This is a genomic window from Streptomyces globosus, assembly GCF_003325375.1.
Classification (GTDB): domain Bacteria; phylum Actinomycetota; class Actinomycetes; order Streptomycetales; family Streptomycetaceae; genus Streptomyces; species Streptomyces globosus_A.
On the sequence record NZ_CP030862.1, the window covers coordinates 3,520,009 to 3,541,403 of the forward strand.

General features: G+C 75.5%; 21 protein-coding genes. 16 read left to right on the forward strand and 5 right to left on the reverse strand.

What is annotated here, in order from left to right; all coding sequences use genetic code 11:
* Positions 1–3 precede the first annotated feature (3 nt).
* The 4 genes from C0216_RS15315 (at position 4) to C0216_RS15330 (ending at position 4,185) form a co-directional block, all read left to right on the forward strand.
* The gene (locus C0216_RS15315) at positions 4–1,263 is read left to right on the forward strand and encodes an MDR family MFS transporter (RefSeq protein WP_114055834.1); all 1,260 of its coding nucleotides are present in this window, start codon (positions 4–6) and stop codon (positions 1,261–1,263) included.
* Positions 1,256–1,792: a GNAT family N-acetyltransferase gene (locus C0216_RS15320; protein ID WP_114055835.1), complete on the forward strand. Its 537-nt coding sequence runs from the start codon at positions 1,256–1,258 to the stop codon at positions 1,790–1,792. Before C0216_RS15315 ends, C0216_RS15320 begins: the two co-directional genes overlap by 8 nt.
* Positions 1,789–2,388: a response regulator transcription factor gene (locus C0216_RS15325; RefSeq protein WP_114055836.1), complete on the forward strand. Its 600-nt coding sequence runs from the start codon at positions 1,789–1,791 to the stop codon at positions 2,386–2,388. The genes C0216_RS15320 and C0216_RS15325 overlap by 4 nt, the downstream gene beginning before the upstream one ends.
* A gap of 102 nt (positions 2,389–2,490) precedes the next feature.
* Positions 2,491–4,185, forward strand: coding sequence for a DUF885 domain-containing protein (locus tag C0216_RS15330; protein ID WP_114055837.1), 1,695 nt, complete (start codon positions 2,491–2,493; stop codon positions 4,183–4,185).
* Positions 4,186–4,236: 51 nt separating this feature from the next.
* Here the strand turns inward: C0216_RS15330 and C0216_RS15335 are convergent, their stop codons facing one another.
* The gene (locus C0216_RS15335) at positions 4,237–5,451 is read right to left on the reverse strand and encodes a glycosyltransferase (RefSeq protein WP_114055838.1); all 1,215 of its coding nucleotides are present in this window, start codon (positions 5,449–5,451) and stop codon (positions 4,237–4,239) included.
* Positions 5,452–5,486: 35 nt separating this feature from the next.
* Between C0216_RS15335 and C0216_RS15340 the strand changes: the two genes are divergently transcribed.
* The 3 genes from C0216_RS15340 (at position 5,487) to C0216_RS15350 (ending at position 7,476) form a co-directional block, all read left to right on the forward strand.
* Complete coding sequence (locus C0216_RS15340; RefSeq protein WP_114055839.1) at positions 5,487–6,422, forward strand: adenosine kinase; 936 nt, start codon at positions 5,487–5,489, stop codon at positions 6,420–6,422.
* 128 nt (positions 6,423–6,550) lie between these two features.
* Positions 6,551–6,961, forward strand: coding sequence for a phage holin family protein (locus C0216_RS15345; RefSeq protein WP_114055840.1), 411 nt, complete (start codon positions 6,551–6,553; stop codon positions 6,959–6,961).
* On the forward strand, positions 6,958–7,476 hold the full coding sequence (locus tag C0216_RS15350; protein WP_114055841.1) for a DUF3618 domain-containing protein: 519 nt from the start codon (positions 6,958–6,960) through the stop codon (positions 7,474–7,476). Before C0216_RS15345 ends, C0216_RS15350 begins: the two co-directional genes overlap by 4 nt.
* A gap of 24 nt (positions 7,477–7,500) precedes the next feature.
* Here the strand turns inward: C0216_RS15350 and C0216_RS15355 are convergent, their stop codons facing one another.
* Positions 7,501–7,914 (reverse strand): hypothetical protein, encoded by a 414-nt coding sequence (locus tag C0216_RS15355; protein WP_114058685.1) that lies wholly within the window; start codon positions 7,912–7,914, stop codon positions 7,501–7,503.
* Positions 7,915–8,197: 283 nt separating this feature from the next.
* On the opposite strand from C0216_RS15355, the gene C0216_RS15360 reads away from it, so the two are divergent.
* On the forward strand, positions 8,198–9,901 hold the full coding sequence (locus C0216_RS15360) for a PP2C family protein-serine/threonine phosphatase (RefSeq protein ID WP_114055842.1): 1,704 nt from the start codon (positions 8,198–8,200) through the stop codon (positions 9,899–9,901).
* 10 nt (positions 9,902–9,911) lie between these two features.
* Positions 9,912–10,889: an L-threonylcarbamoyladenylate synthase gene (locus C0216_RS15365; RefSeq protein ID WP_114055843.1), complete on the forward strand. Its 978-nt coding sequence runs from the start codon at positions 9,912–9,914 to the stop codon at positions 10,887–10,889.
* A gap of 42 nt (positions 10,890–10,931) precedes the next feature.
* On the opposite strand, the gene C0216_RS15370 is transcribed toward C0216_RS15365, so the two are convergent.
* A complete protein-coding gene (locus C0216_RS15370) occupies positions 10,932–11,933 on the reverse strand; it encodes a helix-turn-helix transcriptional regulator (protein ID WP_114058686.1) in 1,002 nt (333 codons plus the stop codon).
* A gap of 61 nt (positions 11,934–11,994) precedes the next feature.
* Between C0216_RS15370 and C0216_RS15375 the strand changes: the two genes are divergently transcribed.
* The 4 genes from C0216_RS15375 (at position 11,995) to C0216_RS15390 (ending at position 15,829) form a co-directional block, all read left to right on the forward strand.
* Positions 11,995–13,137 (forward strand): epoxide hydrolase family protein, encoded by a 1,143-nt coding sequence (locus tag C0216_RS15375; RefSeq protein WP_114055844.1) that lies wholly within the window; start codon positions 11,995–11,997, stop codon positions 13,135–13,137.
* 142 nt (positions 13,138–13,279) lie between these two features.
* Positions 13,280–14,272 carry a BtrH N-terminal domain-containing protein gene (locus tag C0216_RS15380; RefSeq protein ID WP_114055845.1) on the forward strand — a complete coding sequence of 331 codons (993 nt, stop codon included), beginning with the start codon at positions 13,280–13,282 and terminating at the stop codon, positions 14,270–14,272.
* 88 nt (positions 14,273–14,360) lie between these two features.
* Entirely contained in the window at positions 14,361–14,888 is a 528-nt protein-coding gene (locus C0216_RS15385; RefSeq protein WP_114055846.1) for a hypothetical protein, read from the forward strand.
* A gap of 29 nt (positions 14,889–14,917) precedes the next feature.
* Positions 14,918–15,829, forward strand: coding sequence for a DUF1963 domain-containing protein (locus tag C0216_RS15390; protein WP_114055847.1), 912 nt, complete (start codon positions 14,918–14,920; stop codon positions 15,827–15,829).
* A gap of 12 nt (positions 15,830–15,841) precedes the next feature.
* Here the strand turns inward: C0216_RS15390 and C0216_RS15395 are convergent, their stop codons facing one another.
* Positions 15,842–16,795, reverse strand: coding sequence for a MerR family transcriptional regulator (locus C0216_RS15395; protein ID WP_114055848.1), 954 nt, complete (start codon positions 16,793–16,795; stop codon positions 15,842–15,844).
* A 102-nt stretch (positions 16,796–16,897) separates the two neighbouring features.
* On the opposite strand from C0216_RS15395, the gene C0216_RS15400 reads away from it, so the two are divergent.
* Complete coding sequence (locus C0216_RS15400) at positions 16,898–18,433, forward strand: alpha/beta fold hydrolase (protein ID WP_114055849.1); 1,536 nt, start codon at positions 16,898–16,900, stop codon at positions 18,431–18,433.
* A gap of 66 nt (positions 18,434–18,499) precedes the next feature.
* Here C0216_RS15400 and C0216_RS15405 read toward each other — a convergent pair whose 3' ends face one another.
* Complete coding sequence (locus tag C0216_RS15405; RefSeq protein WP_114055850.1) at positions 18,500–19,699, reverse strand: S8 family peptidase; 1,200 nt, start codon at positions 19,697–19,699, stop codon at positions 18,500–18,502.
* Between the two features lie 414 nt (positions 19,700–20,113).
* Here C0216_RS15405 and C0216_RS15410 point away from each other — a divergent pair, with 414 nt between their 5' ends.
* Positions 20,114–20,677, forward strand: a complete 564-nt coding sequence (locus C0216_RS15410) for a hypothetical protein (RefSeq protein ID WP_246042551.1) — start codon at positions 20,114–20,116, stop codon at positions 20,675–20,677.
* On the forward strand, positions 20,658–21,311 hold the full coding sequence (locus C0216_RS15415) for a vitamin K epoxide reductase family protein (RefSeq protein WP_246042552.1): 654 nt from the start codon (positions 20,658–20,660) through the stop codon (positions 21,309–21,311). The genes C0216_RS15410 and C0216_RS15415 overlap by 20 nt, the downstream gene beginning before the upstream one ends.
* Positions 21,312–21,395: the final 84 nt, after the last annotated feature.

Below are 21,395 nucleotides of genomic sequence, written 5' to 3' on the forward strand. Positions count from 1 at the left end.
ACGATGGCTGTCATCGACACGTTCGGCCTGCCCAACACCAAGGGCCGCAGGCCCCTGATCGTCGCGCAGATCGTCGACGCCCTGGGCACCGGCCTCTTCCTGCCCTTCGCGGTGGTGTACTTCCACGCCGCCAAGGGCATCCCCCTGACCACGGTCGGCCTGATGCTGTCGACCGGCGCCCTGCTCTCCCTGCCCGCGGGCCCGCTCGGAGGCAGGCTGATCGACCGGATCGGGCCGCGGCGCGTCCTCGTCTCGGCCAATCTGATCCGCGTCCTCACCTTCACCGCCTACGTGTTCACCGACACCCCCTGGCAGCTCGTCCTCCTCGTCACGGCCACCATGTGGGGCGACAGCCTCTTCCGGCCCTCCGTCTTCGCCCTCGTCGCCCAGGTCGCCGACGACGGGCACCGGGCCCGCTGGTACGCGATGGACCGCTCCCTGCGCAACGCCGGTATCGGCGCGGGCGGCCTCATCGGCAGCACTTTCGTCGGCTGGGGCGGCACCTCCGGCTACACCGCCGTCGTCGTCCTGAACGCCCTGTCGTTCCTCCTCGCCGCCGGGCTCGTCGCGACCTGGCGCCGGGGCGCCCTCCGGAGCCCCGCCGCCCCCGCCCCAGCCGACGCCGCCCGGAAGGCGGAACCGCGCGCCGGCTACCGGGAGGTCCTCGCCGACCGGCCGTTCCTCGCCGTCCTCACCACCACCTGGGTGTTCGCCCTGTGCGACCTGGCGCTGACCCTGCTGCTGAGCGCGTACATCATCGAGGGGCGCGGGCTCCCCGAGTGGCAGCCCGGCATGCTCTTCGCGATCAACACGGTCATGGTGGTGCTCGGCCAGACCGCCCTGGCCAAGGCCGTGGAGAGGTACCGGCGGCCCGCCGTGCTCCAGACGGCGGCCGTCCTGTGGATGGCGTCCTTCCTGGTCATCGCGGCCGTGCCCGGCGACCACGCGAGCCTCGCCTTCTGCGGGCTCGTCCTCGGCATGGTCGTCTTCACGGTCGCCGAACTGCTCCAGGCCCCCACCACCAGCGCGCTGATCGTGGGCATGGCCGCGGGGCACCTCCGCGGCCGCTACCTGGGCATGGAGGAGCTGATGTGGAGCCTCGCCAAGGTGCTGGCGCCGACCGTGTTCACCGGGCTGCTGGCCTTCGGGGCCGCCCTGCCGTGGCTCATGCTGTGCGCCTTCTGCCTCGTCGCCGTCGTCCTGCTCCAGCGGCTCAACCGGGTGCTGCCGGCGCACGTCCAGCGGGAGACCGCCGATGTCTGAGCCCGGCTCCGCACCCCTGCACCTCGGCGAGTTCCGCGAGGTCTACCACCGGGTCTACCGCGAACCGCCCTACCACGAGGACACGGCGGACGCGGACGGCTTCGCCCGGCAACTCGCCGGCCACGCGGCCCTGCCGGGCTTCGCCGTCGCCACCGTCCGCGACGGCGCGACCCTGACCGGGTTCGCCTACGGAGTCCACCGAGGGGCCGGCTGGTGGCACCCGCGGGCCGCCGCCCCCGCACCTCGGTGGCTGCGCCGCCTGCCGTTGTTCTACGTGTACGAGCTCGCGGTCGTCCGGGAGGCCCGCGGCCGCGGGCACGGCCGCCTGCTCCTCGACCGGCTGCTGGCCGACCGCAGCGAGCCGTACGCCGTCCTGGCCGCATCCGGGAAGGCGCCGGCCCGCGACATGTACCGGCGGTGGGGCTGGACCGAGGCGGGCAGGCTGACGGGCCCGCCGCACGGCGTGGACCTCCTCGTCCTGCCGCTGCCGCAACAGCACCGTCCCGACCGCCGCGGGGAGACCGGATGAACACCGACGTGCTGGTCCACGACGACCTCGCCCTGTCCCGCGCCGCGCTCACCGCCCTCCTGGACGGCTTCCCCGGCCTCACCGTCGTCGCATCCGCCGACAGCGCCTACGCCGCCCTGGAGTTCGCCGAACTCCACCGTCCCGATGTCGTCCTCATCAGCTTCGGCGGCCGGGACGAGGAGACCCTCGAGGCCGCCGAGAAGATCGCCGTCCTCCCGGGCAGCCGAACCCTGCTCCTCGCCACCGCCTGCCCCCGGCCCCTCGTCCGCAGGGCCCTCGCCGGCGGCATCGGCGGACTGGTCCGCCGCAGCGACCCGCCCGAACGCCTCGCCGAGGCCGTCCGCCGCGTGCACCGCGGAGAGCGGGTCTTCGACGACGGGCCCGCGGCAGCGCCGGGCGGGGACTGCCCGCTCACCCGCCGGCAGCTGTCCGTCCTCGAACTCCTCCACCGCGGCGACCCCGTCCCGCAGATCGCCGCCCGGCTCTCCCTGTCCGAAGGCACCGCCCGCAACTACGTCTCCGCCGTCGTGTCCGCCATGGGCGCCCGCAACCGCATCGACGCGCTGCGCATGGCCCGCGAACGGGAGTGGATCTGATCCCGGCCGCCCCGGCCCCGCACCCCGCCCCGCCCGCACACCCCCCACCGACCCGCCGGCCCCCATCCCGCCGACGCACCCACCCGTACAAGGACGGCTCGCATGCCCCACTCCACCGCCCCCAGCGGCGGCAGGCTGCCCCGGGAGGTCGCCGACGCCCACGTCGACGCCTTCGTCGCCCTCGACCCGATCGCCGCCACCTTCCTCGGTGTCGCCGCCGGCTCCGACCGCCTCCCCGACCTCTCGCCCGACGGCCGGCACGCCGCCGCCGACCTGGCCCGCACCACCCTGCGACAGCTCGCCGAAGCCGAGCGGGAGCCCGGCGCCGACACCGCCGCCGAACGCCGCTGCGCCCGCCTGCTCCGCGAGCGGCTCACCGCCGAACTCGCCGTCCACGAGGCCGGCGAGCACCTCCGCACGGTCGGCAACCTCGGCTCGCCGCTGCACGAGGTCCGCGACGTCTTCACCCTCACCCCCCAGGACACCGCCGAGGACTGGGCGGCGATCGGACGGCGGTTGTACGCCGTCCCCGACGCCCTCGCCGGCTACCAGGCTTCCCTGGGCACCGGACTCGCCCGCGGCCTCACCGCGGGGCCCCGGCAGACCGCCGCCGTCATCGGCCAGCTGACCGAGTGGATCGGCACGGACCGCAGCTGGTTCCAGGAGTTCACCGACCCCTGCCCCGAGCCGCTGCGCCCCGGGCTCGACGGCGCCGCCGCGGCCGCCACCGGTGCCCTCGCCGAACTCCGCGACTGGCTCCGCGACACCTACGCGCCGGCCGTCGCGGACGCGCCGGACGTCGCCGGCAGGGAGCGCTACGTCCGCCTCGCCCGCCACCACAACGGCACCGACCTCGACCTGGACGAGGCCTACGCCTACGGCTGGGCCGAGTTCCGCCGGCTGCTCGCCGAGATGCGCACCGAGGCCGCACGCGTTCTGCCCGGCGCCACCGACCCGTGGGAGGCGCTGGCCTGGTGCGACCGGCACGGCGACGCCGTCGAAGGCGTCGAGGAGACCCGGCAGTGGCTCCAGACGCTGATGGACGACACCATCGGCCTCCTCGACGGCACCCACTTCGAACTGGCCCCGCGCGTTCGCAGGGTCGAGTCGCACATCGCCCCGCGGGGCAGCGCCGCCGCCCCCTACTACACCGAGCCGTCCCTGGACTTCTCCCGGCCCGGACGCACCTGGCTCCCGACCATGGGCGAGACCCGCTTCCCCGTCTACGACCTCGTCACCACCTGGTACCACGAGGGCGTACCCGGCCACCACCTCCAGCTCGCCCAGTGGGCGCACGTCGCCGACGACCTCTCCCGCTACCAGACCACCCTGGGCCTCGTCGGCGCCAACGCCGAGGGCTGGGCGCTGTACGCGGAGCGCCTCATGGACGAACTGGGCTTCCTGACCGACCCGCAGCGCCGCCTCGGCTACCTGGACGCGCAGATGATGCGGGCCGTCCGCGTCATCGTCGACATCGGCATGCACCTGGAACTGGAGATCCCGAAGGACTCGCCCTTCCACCCGGGCGAACGCTGGACACCCTCCCTGGCCCAGGAGTTCCTCGGCCGGCACACCAGCCGCCCCGCCGACTACGTCGAGAGCGAGATCACCCGCTACCTGGGCATGCCCGGCCAGGCCATCGGCTACAAGCTGGGCGAGCGGGTCTGGCTGGCGGGCCGGGAGGCCGCCCGTGCCCGGCACGGCGCGGGCTTCGACCTCAAGGCCTGGCACATGGCCGCCCTGTCGCAGGGCTCGCTCGGCCTGGACGACCTGCTCGGCGAACTCTCCGCCCTCTGACGCGCGCCCGCGGGGACCCGCCCGCAGGGACCCGCCCGCCCTTGTGCGGTCTCATCCGGCACACCGCGAGCCGATGCGGGCGAGCACCGCGCCGGCGCCGTCCTCCGCCGCGATGCGACGGGCGAGGGCGGCCGCCCGGCGGCGGTGGGCCGGCTCGGACAGGCAGGCGCGGATCGCGGCGCCGAGGGTTTCGGCGGTGAGGTCCCGCAGCGGCAGGGGCCGGGTGGCCACTCCCAGCCGGTGCAGCCGGGCCGCCCAGAAAGGCTGGTCGGCCATGACGGGCACCGGCACCGCCGGCACCCCGGCCCGCAGCCCGGCCCCGGTCGTGCCCGCCCCGGCGTGGTGGACGACGGCCGCGGTGCGGGGGAACAGCCAGTCGTGCGGGACGTCGCCGACGGCCAGGACGCCGTCACCGCAGCCGGCCAGGCCGGCCCACCCGGCCTGGACCACCGCCCGCACCCCCGCCCGCCGCACGGCCGCGGCCACCAGCGCGCTGAGCCGTTCCCCCTGCCCGGCCGCCATGCTGCCGAACCCGACGAACACCGGCGGCGGCCCCGCCCGCAGGAAGTCGGCCAGGTCGGCCGGGGGCCGCCAGCCGTCGGGCCGCGCGGGCCACCAGTACCCCGACACACCGACCCCGGAGGGCCAGTCGCGGGGGCGGGGCACCACCAGCGGGCTGAAGCCGTGGAACACAGGCCGGACGCCGTCCGGCTGCACGGGCGCCTCGGCCGGCAGTCCGAGCCGCCCGCGCAGCCGGGCCGCGGCGCCCGCGAAGACCCCGGCCGCACGCGCCACCACGTCCCGGCCCGCGGCGAGGTTCGCCTCGGGCCCCCGTCCCTCAGCGGGCCCCTCCGGCGGCAGCGGGAACCGCCGGGTGGCGAACGACGGGGTGAGGTAGGTGCCGATGACGGGGACACCGAGCGCCTCACCGGCCGCCAGACTGAGCGGAGCCGGCCCGAAGGCGGTGAGCAGCAGGTCCGCGCCGCCCGCCGCCGCCTCCGCCACCCCGTCGGCGAGCCCCTCCGCGTACGCCCTGGTCAGAGCCCGCGCCTCCTCCCGGGACGCCGCCCGCGACCAGCCCCGCATGAGCCCCTCGGGGTCCCCCGGCAGGGGCCGGCACTCGAGGCCGCAGCCTTCGACGAGCGCCGCCAGCGCCGGGTGCGCGGCTACGGCGACCTCATGGCCGGCATCGAGCAGACGCCTCCCCAGCCCCGTGAACGGGGCGACGTCCCCGCGCGAGCCGGCCGTGACGATCAGAATCCGCATGCACCGATCATTCCCGACAGCCCGAGAGGAACCCCATGCCCCGCGACATCGACGTCCTGGTCCTGGGCGGCGCCGGCGTGGACACGGTCGTCCACGTCCCCCGACTGCCGCTGCCCTTCGCCGACAGCCACATGATCCGGCCCGGCATCACGACGCGCGCCGGGCAGAGCGGCGACTTCGTCGCGCTCGGCCTGGCCGCGCTGGGCCTGCGCACCCACCACATGGACCTGATCGGCGACGACCACGAGGGAGACCTGGTCCGCGCCCTCCACCGCGACCACGGCATCCCCCTCACCGCGCTCCCGCACCCGGCGGGCACCAAGCGCGCGGTCAACCTCGTCGCCCCCGACGGGCGCCGGCAGTCCCTCTACGACGCGACCCGCGCGGACGGCCCGGACCGGCTGCCCGAGGCGGCGGTACGCCGGCTCGCGGCCGCCTCCCGCCACGCGCACGTCGTCATCACCCACCCCTGGGCGCACGCGCTGCCCCTGCTCCGCGAGGCCGGCGCCACCCTCTCCACCGACCTGCACGACTGGGACGGCGCCGACCCCTACCACGAGGCGTACGCCCTCGCCGCGGACCTCGTCTTCCTGTCGGCCGCCGCCCTCGCCGACCCGGAGCGCACCATGCGCGGCATCGCCGCCCGCGGCCGGGCCCGCACCGTCGTCGCCACGGCCGGCGCGGACGGCGCCCTCCTGCTGGCGGACGGCGAGCTGAGCCACGTGGCGGCGGCCGAGCCGCCCGGCCCGGTGGTGGACACCAACGGCGCCGGCGACGCCTTCGCCGCCGGCTTCCTGTTCGGCCTCCTGAACGGCGAGGACCCGCGGCGCTGCGCCCGGTACGGGGCGGTCGCCGGGGCCCACGCGTGCACCGTCCCGTCGACGCGTACGGGCGCAGTCACCCGTACGGACCTCCTCGCCCGCGCCGCCGGGACGGACCCGGCGCAAGGGCTTCGTCCCCCTGCGGGGTGAAACCGCCGGCCGGGCCCCCAGAGGACCCCTTCACCCCTGCGGGTGGCGACGGGACGGATGCCCGGCCGGTCGGGGGGTAGGCGCACGCGGAGACCATCACCGACACGGGGAGGAAGGCGGGCATGGCAATGAGCTCCGTCGGACGCAGTCCACGCCAGGACGAGCCGGTGGGCGCGCTCGTCACGCGGGCATCCCAGCAGCTCTCGGAGCTCGTCCGGGAGGAGATGCAGCTGGCACGGGCCGAGATGGCCGGCAAGGGCAGGCACTACGGGGTGGGCGGCGGCCTCCTCGGCGGCGCCGGCCTCGTCGGCGTACTGGCCGCCCAGGCCCTGGTGGCCGCGGCCGTCGCGGCCCTGGCCCTCGTCCTGCCGGTATGGGCGTCGGCCCTGGTCGCCGGCGCCCTGCTCGCGGCGGTGGCCGCCGTACTGGCCCTGGCCGGCAGGCAGCAGGTCGCCAAGGCCGGGGCCCCCGCACCCGAGCGGACGATCGACAGCATCAAGGCCGACGTGGCCGAGATCAGGGAGAAGGCACACCGATGAGCGAACAGCCCCGAAACGGCGAATCCGCACCCGCGCCCGAACCCGAGGAGCTGCGCGAGCAGGTCGAGCACACCCGCGAGGAGCTCGGGGCGACCGTGGAGGCGCTGGCCGCCAAGGCCGACGTCAAGGCGCAGGCCAAGGAGAAGGCGGCGGAGATCAGGGAGCAGGCGGCGGCGAAGGCGGCACACGCCTCCGACCAGCTGCGGGACAAGGCGGCGCACGCGGCCGAACGCGTCAGGGACAAGACCCCCGAGCCCGTCCGCGACAAGGCGGCCCACGCCGCCGCACACCTGCGCGACGGGGCCGCCCGGGCCGGTCACCTCGCCGCGGAGAAGACCCCCGAGCCGCTGCGCGAGAAGGCCGGCACGGCCGCGACGAAGGCGCGGGCCAACCGGGCGCCGCTGATCGCCGCCGGCGCGGTGGGGCTCGCCCTCCTCGTGATCCTGCGCCACAGCCACAGCCACAGCCACAGCCACAGCCGCAGCCGCAGCCACGGCCGGTGCTGGCGGAGGTGATCCGAGCCGTCCGGCCGCGTTCCGCTACGCGCCGATCCGGGCCAGGACGGCGGCCAGCCGCCGCACCGCGTCCTCGGCGTCGGCGAGCTGCTCCCGGGCGGGCTGCACGGTGTCGAAGTGGGGACCGTCGCCCGGCGGCAGCGCCCGCCAGTGCAGGACCGGCGTCAGCGCCTCGATGCACGCGGCGAGGAACCAGGCGAGGCGCCCGTGCGTGCGCGCCAGGGCGATCGCGAGTGCGGCCAGTGCCTCGCGCAGGTGCGCCAGCCGCTCGATGTCCGGCGGCGGGCCCCCGGCGGGCGGGCCGCCGACCGCCTCCTCCAGGCCGGCGGCCGCCCCGCGCGCCAGGGCCCGGTCAGCCGGCGTGAGGTCCCACGCCCCGTCCTGGACCTGCTGATTCACCTCGGTGATCAGCCCTGCCACCGCCGACTGCACGTCCATGGCGCCCAAGATAGCGGCGCGGCCCCGCGCCCGACGGCCGATCCGGTCCGGTGTCCGGCCAGGGGCGGCGCGACCACCGCGGCACCACCGTGGCCCGGTGCGGCCCGGAGGAGGAACTCCCCTCCCGGACCGCGGACTTGCTCCATGGCCGCCCCGCCCGTGGCGATCGCTCCCACCGGCCGGCGCGGCCGGGCGCGGCCCTGTGTCCGGTACGGAGTCCGGACCGCCGCAGGCGGCGCCGGGCTGCATCCTGGGCGAACGGGCAATGTGACATGCTCGTTGCATGACTGACCACGTGCAGCCGTCGCCGCCCGGGTCCGACGGCATCGCCTCCGCTTCGGGGGACGGTGGGTCGGTCTACTTCCCGCGCCCCTGCACGGCCCGCAGGCCGCCGGACACGGGCGGCGAGCCGGCCCCCGTCCTGGCGGAGGCCGCGGTGCAGTCCGTGCTGGACGGGCTTCCCGGTTCGGTGACCCTGCTCCTGCCGGTCCGCGGCGCCGACGGCACGGTGGCCGACTTCCGCATCGCGGCGGCCTCGCCCGAGGCGGTCGACATCGGAGCCCGCCGGGGCAAGGAGCTGATCGGGCTGAGCGTGGCGGCCACCTACCCGACCGTGGTCGGATCGGCGCTGTGGGAAGGCTACCTGCGGGCCCTGCGGACCGGCCTGCGCTACGAAGGGGAGCCGTTCGAGTACGAGGAGGTACTCGCCGGCATTCCGCGGCTCTCACGGTTCGCCGTACTCGCCTCGGCCTCCCACGGCGGGCTGATCGTCTCCTGGGTGCGGCTCGACAACGGCGAACGCGAGCAGCGGCGCCTCGCGGTGATGCAGCGCCTCGGCGGCATGGGATGGGCGGACTGGGACCTCGTCCGGAACACCGCCACATGGTCGGAGCACGCCTACTCGGTCTTCGGCCGCGACCGGTCCGCAGGCCCGATGGCCCTGGACGAGCTGCCCGCGCACGTCGTCGGCGAAGACCGTGTGGAACTGAGCGCCGTGGTGGAGCAGCTGCTGGGCACCGGCAGGTCCGTCGACCACACGTTCCGCCTCACCACCCCCCGCGGCGAGGTCCGGCACGTGCGGATCGTCGCAGAGTCCGAGCGGGACGCACACGGCCACCCGGTCGCGATCCACGGCTTCTTCCAGGACCTCACCGCCGCGAAACGGGCCCAGGCGCAACTCCTGGAGAGCCAGCAGGCCGCCCTCGCCCACCGCAGCCAGCTGACCGCCGAGCGCGATGTCGCCGAACGCCTCCAGCACGCCCTCCTGCCGCTGGCCCAGCAGTCCCTTAGCCTGGCCGGCCTGACCGTGGACGTCGCCTACCACCCGCTCCAGGAGGGCCTCAACGTCGGCGGCGACTGGTACAGCGCGATCGAGCTGCCCGACGGCAGCGCCCTCCTCGTCATCGGGGACGTCGCCGGCCACGGACTGGACGCCGTGGCCACCATGGCCCAGCTGCGCTTCACCGCCAAGGGCATGGCCATCACCGGCATGCCCCTGCCGGCGATCCTGACCAGGCTGAACACCCTGCTGCTGCACACCGCCGAACGCAGCTTCAGCACGGCCACCATGATCATGGCCCACTACGAGCCCGCCACCTCCAAGCTCACCTGGGTGCAGGCCGGCCACCCGCCGCCGCTGCTCCTGCGCCGGGGCAGCGCCTCATACCTCAGCTCACCGCCCGGCATCCTGCTGGGCGCGGTGCCCGCCCCCCGCTACGAAGCCGCGAGCACGCACCTGCGGCCCGGCGACCAGCTCCTGCTCTACACCGACGGCCTGATCGAGAGGCCCCGGGAGGACCTCGACACCAGCCTGGCACGCCTCGCCCGCGCCGCCGTCCGCAGCGCCGCCGAGGGCGGCGCCCTCGACGGCATCCTGAACGCGCTCGTCGACCCCGTGACCCGCCGCGACGACGTCTGCGCCCTCCACGTCAGCCTCCGCAGCCCCGCAGCTCCCCACCCGGCCGTCCCCGCTTCTCCGGTCTCCTAGAATTGCGGGAATGGGTACGACAACCAGTGACATCGAGAAGGCAGCCGGTGTGCTGCGCGCCGGAGGGCTCGTCGCCCTCCCGACGGAGACCGTCTACGGTCTGGGCGCCAACGCCGAAGACCCGGCTGCCGTGGCGCGCATCTTCCAGGTCAAGGGGCGTCCGCCCTCCCACCCCCTGATCGTCCACATCGGCGGCGCGGAGCAGCTCGACAGCTGGGTGCAGGACGTGCCCCCGACGGCGCGGCTGCTCGCCGAGCGCTTCTGGCCGGGTCCGCTCACGCTCGTGCTGAGGCGCGGCCCCCGCGTGCCCCTCGAAGCGACCGGCGGCCTGGAGACGGTGGCCGTCCGCGTCCCCGACCACCCCGTCGCCCTGGAGCTGCTCGCCGCCTTCGGCGGCGGCGTCACCGCCCCGTCGGCGAACCGCTTCGGCTCCGTCAGCCCCACCACCGCGGACCACGTCCGCACCGAACTCGGGGACGCCGTCGACTTCGTGCTCGACGGCGGATCCTGCGAGGTCGGCGTCGAGTCGACGATCGTCGACGTCACCGGCGACGTCCCGAGCATCCTCCGCCCGGGCGGCGTGACGCGCGAGGACCTCGAAACGGCACTGGGCCGGCCGCTCGCCGTCCCCGCCGTGAGCACCGTCCGCGTGCCGGGCCAGCACCCGTCGCACTACGCCCCCCGCGCCCGCGTCGTCCTCGTCGAGCCGGAGGACGTCGCCGCCGAAGCCGCGCTGGCACAGGAGGCCGGCCACCGGGTCGGCGTCTTCCTCCCCGCCTCCCTCGCCGACACCCCCGTCAAGGCGCACGCGGTGGTCGCCGTGCCCCGCTCCCTGGAGGGTTACGCACGCGGGCTGTACGGGTTCCTGCGCGAGCTCGACGAGCAGGGCTGCGACCTGATCATCGCCTCCCTGCCCGCGGAGGAGGACCTCGGCCTGGCGATCGCCAACCGGCTGCGCCGCGCCGCGGGGCCCCGGACCGCGGTCTGACCGCGACCCGGCCCCCGCGGCTCCGGACGGCCCGCGGGGCGGTCAGCCCGATCCGGGTTCCGCTCCCGCATCTCCTGCGGTCGCCGGTCCGGGCGCCGGGGCCGCTGCCGTCAGGCGGGCGCCGAGTTCGCGGACGCGGTCGACGAGTTCGGCCGGTTCGTGCACCTCGAACGGCACGCCTGCCAGGCCCACCCACAGCGCGAGCTCGTCCAGGGAATCCGAACCGCAGGTCAGCAGGCAGGCGTCCGGTCCCTCCGGCTGGATCGTCGCGGTGGTCGGCGAGAACCGCGCGGAGACGGCGGAGGCCGGTGCGTGGAGCGTGAAGCGGGCCTGGTAGCGGTACGGGGCACTGGCGACGGCGCGGGAGGTGTACCGCGCGGGGTCGGTGTCGGGGAGGTCGCGGGGAGTGAACCGGGGGCCGTCCGGTGTGCGCAGGGCCATCCGGTTGAGGCGGAAGGTCCGCCAGTCCGAGCGCACCGTGTCGAAGCCCAGCAGGTACCAGTGGCGTCCCGTCGCCACCAGCCGGTACGGCTCGGCCTGCCGTACACCGGCGCCGCCCCGGGCGTCGGCGTAGTCGAAGCGGAGTGTGACGTGGTCCCGGCAGGCGGCGGCGATGGCGGTCAGCATGCCGGGGTCGACGGAGGGGCCGCCGGCCGCCATGGGGACCGTCGCCGCCTGCAGAGCGCGCACCCGGCGCCGTAGCCGCGCTGGCAGCACCTGCTCCAGTTTTGCCAGCGCCCGCACGGAGCTGTCCTCCATCCCGGCCACCGTGCCGCCGGCTGCGGTCCGCAGCCCGACGGCGACGGCCACCGCCTCCTCGTCGTCCAGCAGCAGCGGCGGCAGGTCCGAGCCGGGACCGAGCCGGTATCCCGCGACGCCGGCGAGTGATTCGACGGTGTACCCGAGCTCGCGCAGCCGGTCCACGTCGCGGCGGACAGTCCGGGTGGTCACCCCGAGCCGGTTCGCCAGCTCCGCGCCGGACCACCGGCGGCGTGTCTGCAACAGGGAGAGCAGTCTGAGCAGGCGGGCGGAAGTCTCCAACACCGCACCCACTCTGCCACACCTAGGACCGCAGCTGTCCTCACCCGATCCTACGGTGGGTGCCATGACGAACCCGATCCCGCAGCACCCCACGCCCCCTCACGCGGTACGCCCTTTCCGGATCGACATCCCCCAAGCCGACCTCGACGACCTGCGCGACCGCCTCGCCCGCACCCGCTGGCCCGCCCAGATCCCCGGGACCGGCTGGGACCGCGGGGTCCCCGTGGCCTACCTCAAGGAACTGGCGGCCTACTGGGCGGACGGCTACGACTGGCGCCGCTGGGAGGCGGTGCTGAACGCATACCCGCAGTTCGTCACCGGGATCGACGGCCAGGACGTCCACTTCCTGCACGTCCGCTCCGACGCCGAGGACGCCCTGCCGCTCGTCCTCACCCACGGCTGGCCCGGCTCGGTCGTGGAGTTCCTCGACCTGATCGAGCCGCTGTCCCGCGACTTCCACCTGGTCATCCCGTCCATTCCCGGCTTCGGGTTCTCCGGGCCGACCTCCGGCGAAGGCTGGTCGACGCAGCGGATCGCCTCGGCCTGGGCCGAGCTCATGCGCCGACTCGGCTACGAGCGCTACGGCGCGCACGGAGGCGACTTCGGCAGCGGGATCTCCCGGGCGCTCGGCGTCGCCGCCCCGCGCAACGTCGTCGCCGTGCACGTCAACGGCGGCACGACTTTCCCCAGCGCAGAAGAGGACGACCCCACCCTGACCGACCTGGAGCGGGCGCGGGTGCAGCGGATGAAATCGTTCATGGCCGAGGCCGGCGGGTACATCGGGATCCAATCGACGCGTCCGCAGACCCTCGCCTACGGCCTGACGGACTCCCCGGCCGGCCAGCTTGCCTGGATCGTCGACAAGATCCGGGACATGACCGACCTGGCCAAAGAGCTCCCGCACGAGGCGATCGACCGCGACGTGCTCCTCACCCATGTGTCGATCTACTGGCTGACCGGCACCGCGGGCTCATCGGCCGCGCTGTACTACGAGGACGGGCGTAGCTGGGGCGGCCAGGAGGCATCACCGGTCCCCCTGGGCGTGGCGATGTTCACCGTCCAGGACATCGCCCTGCGCCGCGACGAGGAGAAGGCCAACAACCTGGTCCGCTGGACGGAGTTCGACCGCGGCGGCCACTTCGCGGCGATGGAGGCCCCCGACCTGCTGCTGGCCGACCTCCGGGAGTTCTTCGCCGCATACCGCTGACCCGCGGCCCTGCTCGCCGCGTTCCGCGACCGCGCGCTGATCCTGCAGGCGAGTATGTGCACGGTGTACCTGGCCGGACCGGCGCAGTCCCGCCGCAGGAGCGGACAACCCGTCTGGCCCCCGAACAGAAGGAGGACGCACCATGACGGCCATCCTGCTCGACGTCGAAGCCCGCGGCATGCGGCACTGCGAGACGACCGCACTCGGGGTGCTGCTGCGCCACCAGGGCATCGACCTGTCCGAACCCATGCTCTTCGGCCTCGGCCGCGGCCTGTCCTTCGTCTACTGGGACGCCAAGAACCTCGGCTTCCCCTTCCTCGGGGGACGGGTGCGCCCCTTCGAACTCACCAGGAACCTGGCCGCAGCGCTGGGACTGGAACTCGACGTCCGCGAGACCGCCTCCCCGCGCAAGGCCTGGCAGAACGCCGCGGGACCCCTCGCCGCGGGCCTGCCCGTGGGACTCCAGCTGGACAGCTTCCACCTGGACTACTTCACCTCGAAGGTGCACTTCGGCGGCCACGTCGTGGCCCTGTACGGGTACGACGAACAGCGCGCCCACCTGGTGGACACCGACCAGCAGGGCGGCGCCGTGTCCACCTCCCTGGAGAGCCTCGCCCTCGCCCGGTCCGCACGCGGGCCGATGACGGCCCGGAACCGGTCCTTCACGATCACCGCGCCGCGGGAGCTGCCCGACCCGGAAACCCGGATCACGGCCGCGGTGACCGCATGCGCGGAAGCCTTCCTCGACCCGCCGATCGCCAACCTCGGCCACCGCGGCATCGACAAGGCCGCCCGACTGGTCCCCGGCTGGATCGGCCGCTCCGACCGGCCGGAGCGTGACCTGCCGCAGGCCGCCCGGCTGATGGAGCGCGCCGGAACCGGCGGCGCCCTCTTCCGCAACCTGTACCGCGACTTCCTCGCCGAGTGCCTCGCCCACGTCGACAGTCCGCACCTGCGCACCGGCCACCGGCTGTACACCGAGGCGGCGGCCCTGTGGACGCGGACCGCCGAACTCATCGCGCAGGCAGGGGAGTCGGGCGGGCCGGAGCGGCTCGCCGAAGCCGGCTCTGTCCTCCGCGACCTGGCCCGCATCGAACGCGAGGCCATGCAGTCCCTCCGGCGCCTGGGGGAGTGACGGCGGGCGGCCCGCGCCCGCTCGACGTGCCGATCGGCCCCGGCGCGCGCACCGTGGTGCCAAGGCCGAAGCGACGGAGGCGGGTGCCATGGGAGAACCGGCCGGGCCGCGGTACGAGGGGTGGGAGGACCGCTCCGGGCAGCGCGGCCCAGAGCAGCAGCCCGCCGGGTGGGGCCCGGGCGCGTCCCCGCCGGGCGGCCCGCGGCCGTCTCCGCGGCGGCGGCCCGTACGGGCCTGCCTCGTGGCCGGCCTCGCCCTCACGGGCCTCGCCGTCCTGGCCGCGGTCGCCCTCGGCGCCGTGCTGCTGGGCACCTACGAGGACCCCCGCCGGGACGACCACGACGGGGACGTGCAGCTCTCGTCCTGCCGGGTCGATGCGGCCACGAACTGGCCGAGCGCGGACCTCATGGTGACGAACCGGAGCAGCAAGCCCAGCGACTACCACATCAGCGTCGAGTTCCTCGCCCCGGACGGGCTCCGGCTCGATGAGGCGCACGTCTTCCTCACCCGGGTCGCGCCGGGGCAGCAGGCCCGCGACACGGCGCAGAGCCTGACCCGGGTCGACCGGCCCGTCACCTGCCGCGTCACCGACGTCTTCCGCACCGCCTCGCCGTGACTGTCGGAGCCGGCCTGCATGATCTCCCCATGGGCGAACCACCGATCGCATACATGCGGGACGACGGGCTCCGCGAGGTGCCCCGGCGCCACCTGGGCGACGAGGACGCCGCGCGCTGGGCTGCACTGCTGAGGCCCGGTCTGCGGCTCGTGCCCGGGGACACATGCAGGGACGCGGTGTCCGCGGCCGCGAGGCTCGGCGGGCTGCCGCGGCTGCCGGCCGGCGCCGCGTGGCCGACCGGTTCCGACGGGGATCCGCCGGCGTTCGTCGCGGAGGTGGACTGCGCGGCCCTGCCGGCCGGCGCGCTCGACGTACCGCTGCCCGCCGACGGCCTGCTCCTGTTCTTCGCCTCCGCGCCGCTGGAGGAGGACCCGTCCGGCCGGTTCCGGGCCGGGGCGGCGGGGCCGGCGCCCGGCCTCGTCGTCCACGTCCCCGCGGCGGCGTCCGCCGCCGAGTGCCCGGCCCCGCCCGGCGTCCCGGTGTTCCGGCCCGTGAACCTGGCCGCCGTTGCGGAACTGACCGCGCCGTTGCCGGACCATCCGCGCGTACGGCACGCCTTCGCCCTGCACGCGAACGAGGACCCCTACGACCATCCTGTGCACGGCTACGGCTTCCTGGACGAACTGGCCGAGTACGCCCACCGCTTCGAGCACAGGATCGGCGGCTACCCCGTGTGCGGCGGGCACCCCGAGTACGAGGCCGCTGCCCGCAGCGCCGGGAGCACGGCACCCGCCCTGCCGCACACCGCCGGTGCGCATGAGACGGAGCGGGCGCTGGAGTGGGTGCTGCTCGCCCAGTTCGCCTGCGACCCGGCCGAGGGGCTGCCGGCGCCGGCGGCAGCCGGCGGGCCGCCCCGGACCGGCCACCTCGTCTGGCTGATCCGCCGCGAGGACCTGGCCGCACGCCGGTTCGCCGCCGCCGTCCTCCTGCGCTGCTTCTGACGTGCCGGCTCCTCAGGCCGCCCGTTCCACGTCCGCGTCCAGCGCCGCGAGCAGCCAGTCGTGCGCCGTGCCGGGGGTGGCGGCCGGGCGGCCGTCCCGGGGGCCCGCCACCTCGGCCACCAGCTCCCAGTAGCGGTCGAAGCGCGGGTCAGCGGCGAGCCGGTCGCGGAGCCGGCGGCGGAAGACGGTCCCGTCCCCGGTCCCGTACGCCGCCGCGTACGCCGCCACGAAGCAGTCGAGGGCCGCACCCGCGTACGGCGCCCGGCCGTTCCGCAGCGGCTCGGCGGCCAGCCCGTACGCCTCGGCCAGCCCCGCGTACAGCACCGCGGCGCGGGAACGCGCGTCGGCGCCGTGGACGGCGGGCTGGCAGGGCCGGGCGGCCGGGCACGGGCCGGTCACCAGGGCGTGCAGGCGGGCGAACGCCAGTACCTGCGCGGGCGCCGGGTCGGCCGGCGGCTGCGGCACGGCGTGTTCCAGGAAGGCGGCGGTGGCCGGGGCCGGCATCCGCGGTGGCAGCCAGGCCCGCCAGAACCGCGCCAGCGCGTCCGTGGAGGGCGGTGCGGCCACCGCAGCGATCAGCCGGAGGCGGCCGGCCCGCTCCCGCGGCGGGCAGTCCTGCACCAGCCGGAGCCCGGCCTCGCGCCAGCGCAGCGCCGCCATCTGCTCCCCGAGCCGGCCCAGCCGGGCCGCGACGGCGTCCTCCAGCACCGCACCCGCACCGCCGTCCCCGGCCTCGTCCTCCAGGACGCGCCGCACCTCGGGCAGCGGCAGGTCCAGTGCGCGCAGCGCGCGGATCAGCCCCAGCCGGTCGAGCGCGCCGCTCCCGTACCGGCGGTGGCCCCCCGCACTGCGGGCGGTCTCCGGCAGCAGTCCGCGGTCGGAGTAGAAGCGGACGGTCTTCACGGTGGCGCCCGCGCGCTCGGCGAGTTCTCCGATGCTCCACAGGCCGTCCGCCGGACCGGGCACGCGCGACCTCCACTTGAAGCTCCATCAGGGGGAGTTCCTACGGTACCCGCGAGTCGTGCGCACGGACGCCGAAGGGCGTCACGAGGAGGCGAGGAGCGGACCATGAACGCATTCATCCTGGTCGGGGGCATGTTCACCGGCAGCTGGATCTGGGAGGAGACGGCGGCGCGGCTGGCGGACGCGGGGGCGCGGGCACATCCGGTGGAGCTCACCGGCCTCGGCGCGCGCCGCGCGGACTCCGGCCCCGGCACGGACCTGGAGGCCCACGTCGCGGACGTGCTGCGGGTGATCGATGCGATCCCCGCCGGTGCCGGCCCGGACCTCGTGCTGGTGGGCCACGGCTACGGGGTGCACCCGGTGCTGGCCGCCGCCGATCGGCGGGCCGGCCGTATCGCCCGCCTCGTCTACCTCGACGCGGGCCCGGCGCGGGACGGGGCGCCGGCGCTGGCCGCCGTCCCGGACCGTGCCCTGCGCGAGAAGACGGCGGACGCCGGTGCGCAGGAGCGCGGCGGCGCGCTGGCGCCGCCCGCCGCGGCCGCGGAATGGCAGCGCTGGGGCAGCACCGCCGGCCTTTCGGGGCCGGCGCTGGACCGGCTGACCCGGCTCGCCGCCCCGCAGCCGCTCGGCACCCTGCTGCAACCGCTGCGGCTGAGCGGAGCGGTGTCGCAGGTGCCGGCCACGGGCGTGCTGTGCACGGCTGGCGGAGCGGGCATCGACATGGTGCAGATGCAGGTCGGCCTCGGCGACCCGGCTCTGCAGGCCCTTGCCGAGCAGGGTGTCACGTTCTTCGAACTCGCCACCGGGCACTGGCCCATGCTGTCCCTGCCCGCCGAACTGGCGGCAGTCCTGCTGTCCGCGGCCGAGGGCGGCGGCCGCCGCCTCATCCCGGCATCCGGGGAACTCCCGCCGCACCTGCGTCCGTTCCTCTTCGCAGACCGTGAGCTGCCTGTCGTCCCGCGCGAACGCAGCGGTGCCGTCGACCTGTACGCGCCTGAGGGCGACGGTCCCCGCGGGGCGCGGCCGGCGGTCGTGTTCGTCCACGGCGGACCGGTGCCCGCCGGTGCACGGCCGACCCCGCGGGACTGGCCGGCGTTCACCGGCTACGCCCGCCTCGCGGCCGGGCAGGGCCTGGTTGCGGCGACGGTCGACCACCGCCTGCACGGCACGGGTGACCACGCGCTCGCCGCGCAGGACGTCGCCGCGGCCGTGGACCGCGTACGGGCCGACCCGCGGGTCGACGCGGGCCGCGTCGCCCTGTGGTTCTTCTCGGGAGGCGGCCTCCTCTCCGCGGACTGGCTGCAGGCGCCGCCCCCGTGGCTCCGCTGCGCGGCCCTCACCTACCCGCTCCTCGCGCCGCCGCCCGCGTGGGCCATGCCCGGCGGCCGGTTCCGCCCCGCGGACGCGGTCCGCGAGGCGGGCAGCCTGCCGGTCGTCCTGACGCGGGCCGGCCGGGAGAGCCCCGAATTCGCCGCCACCGTCGAGGGCTTCCTGGTGGCGGCCCGGCGCTGCGGCGCGCACGTGGACGTGATCGACGTGCCGGACGGCCGCCACGGCTTCGAAACCCTGGACCGCACGGACACCGCCCGGGCGGCCGTCCACCAGGCGGTCCGCACGGTCCGCGCGCACCTTGCCCGCTGACCCGGCGGGGGCGGAGGGCAAGGTGCGCGCGGGGCGGCCGGCACCGTCGCCGGCCCGGTCACAGCACTAGGGAGCCACCTTCAGGAGCTTGTTCGCGGTGCCTGTGGAGGGGTTCTTCACCGCACCGCTGGTCGCCGCCGCGGACAGGGCCGCGGCGATGTCCTCCGGAGTCGCCGACGGGTTGGCGGCCAGGTGGACCGCTGCGGCGCCGGCGGCGTGCGGGGCCGCCATCGACGTGCCGGATATCCGCTTGGTGGCGGTGTCGCTGTCGTGCCATGCCGAGGTGATCTCCGAGCCGGGCGCGTACAGGTCCACCACGGCGCCGAAGTTGGAGAACCCGGACTGCTCGTCGCCCTCGGTGGTGGAGGCGACCGTGATGGCCTCCGGGACGCGGGCCGGCGACTTCTGCCCCGCGTCCGCGGACTCGTTGCCGGCGGCGACCGCGAAGGTGACGCCGGCGGCGATGGCCCGCTTGACCGCGGCGTCGAGTGCCTCGTCCGCGCCGCCGCCGAGGCTCATGTTGGCGACCGACGGGCCGGAGTGGTTCTCGGTGACCCAGTCGATGCCCGCCACGACCTGCTCTGTGGTGCCGGACCCGTTGTCGTCCAGCACCCGCACGGCGACGACCTTGGCCTTCTTCGCGACCCCGTGCGCCGTTCCGGCGATGGTGCCGGCGACGTGGGTGCCGTGCCCGTTGCCGTCGTCCGCCGAACCGTCGTTGTCCACCGCGTCGAAGCCGTGGCTCGCCCGGCCGGCGAAGTCCTTGTGCGTGATCCTGACGCCGGTGTCGATGACGTAGGCGGTCACCCCCTCGCCGCCGCTGTCCGGGTACGTGTACGTGCGGTCACCTGCCGTCTCCGTCTGGTCGATCCGGTCCAGCCCCCAGGACGGCGGGTTCTGCTGGGTCTCGCTGATGGTGAAGCGCTTGTTCTGCACGACGGTGCCGACCGCGGGGTCGGCGGCGAGGCGCCGGGCCTCCGTCTCGGTGAGACCGGAGGCGGAGAAGCCGTTGACGGCGGAGCCGTAGGAGCGTTCCAGCCTGCCCCCGTACTTCTTCGCCAGGTCCTCCTTGTTCGCGGATGTGTCGAGGATGACGACGAAACTGCCGTCCACCGCACCCGGTGCTCCGAGACCGTGGACCGTTCCCTCGGCGGGGGTCGCCGCGCCGGCGAGGGGGACCGCAAACCAGGCTCCGGCCACTGCCGTTGCTGCTCCGGCCGCTATCGCGGCATGCCGAAGCCGGTGGGGACGCTTGTGAGTTGCCATGAAAGGAGTTCTCCTCCGGTTGACGTGTGGGGCGTCAAACGTTCGGTTCAACCCTGTTCCGGTTGACAGGAGCAAATCAAGGACGCGCCCGGCGGAAACGCGTGATCGACAACGTTTCTCGAAGAGGCCCCCGCATCGCCTTCACCCCGCACACCCCCTCTCCGCGCTCCCCCCACCGAACCCCCACGAATTGCCGGTGGACCGCCCCGCCTCCGCCTCCGACGCCGACGCCGGTCAGGGCGAGGGACGTTCGGCCCCGGCGCAGCCGCCCCGCGGGCCGTTCGGGCCCTTACCCGGCCGCCGCACCCGCATGTTGACTCGTCGTCCGGGGCCGCCCCTCGGCAACGGCAGGGCCGGCCCGTACGTACGCGGGACGAGTGGAGGGCGCCTGATGGCGGGAAAGCGAGCGGACGGATGATCGCGGCGGTCGGCCACGCCGATCTCACTGCGGCAACGCTCGAACTGGTGGAGTCCGAGGTGCGGGACCGGCTGGAGCGCACGGCGGCGGAGGCCGCCGTGGTCCGCGCCGGCGCCGGCCTGCCCGTCGCGCTCGGGCGGGCCGTGCGCGCGGCGGGCCGGCGGCTGGTGGTGCTGCTCGCGGCCGACGGGGCCGCACCCGCCCCGCTGCCGCCGGGCGACCGCAGGGCCGCCGGCGAGCTGCTGGTCCTGGCCGACCGGGCCGGCCTGGTGGAGTTCGACCCGGAAGACCGGGCCGCCTGCATCGGCGCCGACGAGCGGATGATCCGTACGAGCCGCCGGCTGCTGGCCGTGTGGGACGGCTCGCCGTCCGACGGCCGCGACGCGACCGCCCACCTGGTGGCCTACGCCCGCGCCCGAGGCGTCCCCGTCGACGTCGTCTGGCCGGAGGGCGCCACCCGGCGCACCGGCCGCCCCCCGCACTCGGCGGCACAGCCCGACCGGGCACCTTCGGCCCCGCCCGCACGGAAGGGGGCCGACCGTGTCCGCCACCCTGCATGACCCCGCGCACGGGGCGCGCCCCCGCGCAGGCGGACCCGCCGCCCGGCGCGGCACCGTCGGCGCGGGGCGCGGCTTCGCCTGGCTGCTGATCGCCGCGGGCGCCGCAGGCCTCCTCGCCTCGTTCGCCATCACCGTCGACAAGTTCGCGTTGCTGCGGGACCCGGACTTCGTCCCCTCCTGCAACCTCAGCCCGGTGCTGTCCTGCGCCGACGTCATGGGCAGCGCGCAGGCCTCCGTCTTCGGCTTCCCCAACCCCCTCATCGGCCTCGCCGCGTACGCGGCCGTCGTCGCCGTCGGCTGCGGCCTCCTCGCGGGCGCCCGCTACCGCCGCTGGTTCTGGGCCGGACTCAACCTCGGCACCCTCCTCGGCGCGGCCTTCTGCATGTGGCTGATGAGCCAGGCCCTGTACGACATCGGGGCCCTGTGCCTGTGGTGCTGCCTGGTCTGGGCGGCAACCATCGCCCTCTTCTGGTACACCACCGTCCACAACCTCCGGCACGGCGTGGTCCGCGCCCCCCGCGCCCTCGTCAGCGGCGTCCGGGAGTTCCACTGGGCCGTTCCTGCCACCTGGTACGGCGTGATCGTGCTGCTCGCCGCCACCCGCTTCCAGGCCTACTGGGAGACGCTGCTGTGACGCCGGCCCCGCCCACCCCGCCGGCGGCGTTACGCGCGGCGCGCGCGGGGAGAACCTGCCGGCCCCCGCCCGGGGCGCGCACGC